Origin of the sequence: Pseudoalteromonas sp. 2CM37A (genome assembly GCF_023161885.1) — a bacterium.
Taxonomy (GTDB): domain Bacteria; phylum Pseudomonadota; class Gammaproteobacteria; order Enterobacterales; family Alteromonadaceae; genus Pseudoalteromonas; species Pseudoalteromonas atlantica.
This window is the reverse complement of sequence record NZ_JALNTJ010000005.1, coordinates 329,206-331,073: the sequence shown is the minus strand read 5'-3', so window position 1 is coordinate 331,073 and position 1,868 is coordinate 329,206. Positions and strand designations below refer to the sequence as shown.

Genomic DNA, 1,868 nt, shown 5'->3' with positions numbered 1-1,868 from the left:
TGGCGTCCCCAAGGGGATTCGAACCCCTGTTACCGCCGTGAAAGGGCGGTGTCCTAGGCCTCTAGACGATGGGGACACAGAAAACTGCTACCCTAGGACATGCACAAAGATTTGGTGGAGCTATGCGGGATCGAACCGCAGACCTCTTCGCTGCCAGCGAAGCGCTCTCCCAGCTGAGCTATAGCCCCAAACCTTTTAATACCTAACGTGTTTAACACGTTGTGTATCGCTGAGTGCGGGGCGCATTCTATGCACCCCCCAAAATAAAGTCAACAGTTTTTTATGCCACTTTATTTAAATGGTTTAATTTTCAACAAACTGGCTATCAGACATGCAAAAAAATACAATTTCGACAAAATTTGGCCTGTACTTCATCTCACAGTACTATAAACAGGTTAATTATCTATTTATACCTCGTTGATGAAGTAATAATGTTTAACATAAAAGGTATACATTTATATGCAAATTGAGTTGGGGTTAAAAAAGTACTAAAACCAAGGCTAAACCCCGCATTTAAGTGTGTTATTAAAATGCGAGGGCTCTATTCGATAACCTTATTATTAAATGCTCAACCCTTCCCTTTTTAAGTTGCTTGTACACACATATAAAAATTGAAGTGAATTAGGCCGTCGTTAAAAGTGCTAGCAAACAATTCGTGCTGTTTTTAAACGCTATGTTCCAGTTTGGGTAATAGGCTCTATTTTGTTGTCATTGTGCCAAAACCCATGGTGTTAATTAAAGTTTATTCGCACTAATGGCAATACAGATAACTGCTTATGCCCTTACCTTTTAAAAAGTACCGTATACCAGTTCAATAATTTAAAACCTTATATAGTCATAAATCTTCTTTTTGATAAAACGTCACGCTTACTGTATCAATTTCAACATCGCCTTTTATTAGCTTATTTAAGCAATGCTTTTTATTGTAAGTAAAAATAAGGCAGTCACTTAGTTCAGATTCAGCTGTTAATTTACCCTAACAACTTAAATTTGATGATAAAGTAAACGCCAACCACCCTGCGCTGTTTATAAAACCTTCATTCAGCACATTTTTATCATTCAAGTGTTGACACATTTGCAACTCTATCTATAATAGCGCCCCACAACAACGCAGCAATGTAATGTTGTTTAGATGTGGGTGATTAGCTCAGTTGGGAGAGCATCGCCCTTACAAGGCGAGGGTCACTGGTTCAAGTCCAGTATCACCCACCACTTTATTAAGTGTACACATCTAAAATTCTATATGAGCTGTTAGCTCAGTTAGAAAAGAGAGCGTCACTGCTTTAAGTAAAAGAAGGTGAGGTTCACTGGTTAAAGTCCAGTACTATTATTAATAGTAGCGTTTTAATTTATATGTGGGTGATTAGCTCAGTTGGGAGAGCATCGCCCTTACAAGGCGAGGGTCACTGGTTCAAGTCCAGTATCACCCACCACATATAAAACCTATTATATTAATAGTCGCGTTTTAGAATTGTAATATGGGTCGTTAGCTCAGTTACAAGAAAAGAGAGCATCACCGCTTTTTATAAAAGATGGCGAAGTTCACTGGTTAAAGTCCAGTACTATCTATACAGGTAGTAGCATGTAATATGGGTCGTTAGCTCAGTTGGGAGAGCATCGCCCTTACAAGGCGAGGGTCACTGGTTCAAGTCCAGTACGACCCACCATTCTTAGAATGGTGCATATTACACAAATCTAAATGGGTCATTACTCAGTTTAGAAAAAAGAGAGCATTACCGCTACTTCCAAGTAACGGCGAGGTTCACTGGTTAAAGTCCAGTACTATTTATTTTAATAGTAGCGTTTTAATTTATATGTGGGTGATTAGCTCAGTTGGGAGAGCATCGCCCTTACAAGGCGAGGGTCAC

General features: G+C 39.3%; 5 tRNA genes. 3 read left to right on the top strand and 2 right to left on the bottom strand.

The annotated features are described in order from the left end of the window. Both MTF68_RS13920 and MTF68_RS13915 read right to left on the bottom strand, forming a co-directional pair. A tRNA-Glu gene (locus tag MTF68_RS13920) sits at positions 1 to 76 on the bottom strand. Positions 77 to 112: 36 nt separating this feature from the next. Next, positions 113 to 188 (bottom strand) — tRNA-Ala (locus MTF68_RS13915). Between the two features lie 948 nt (positions 189 to 1,136). On the opposite strand from MTF68_RS13915, the gene MTF68_RS13910 reads away from it, so the two are divergent. From MTF68_RS13910 to MTF68_RS13900, 3 genes are all read left to right on the top strand, one after another. Further along, positions 1,137 to 1,212, top strand: a tRNA-Val gene (locus MTF68_RS13910). 145 nt (positions 1,213 to 1,357) lie between these two features. Beyond that, positions 1,358 to 1,433, top strand: a tRNA-Val gene (locus MTF68_RS13905). 158 nt (positions 1,434 to 1,591) lie between these two features. Continuing rightward, positions 1,592 to 1,667: transfer RNA gene (locus MTF68_RS13900), tRNA-Val, on the top strand. Positions 1,668 to 1,868: the final 201 nt, after the last annotated feature.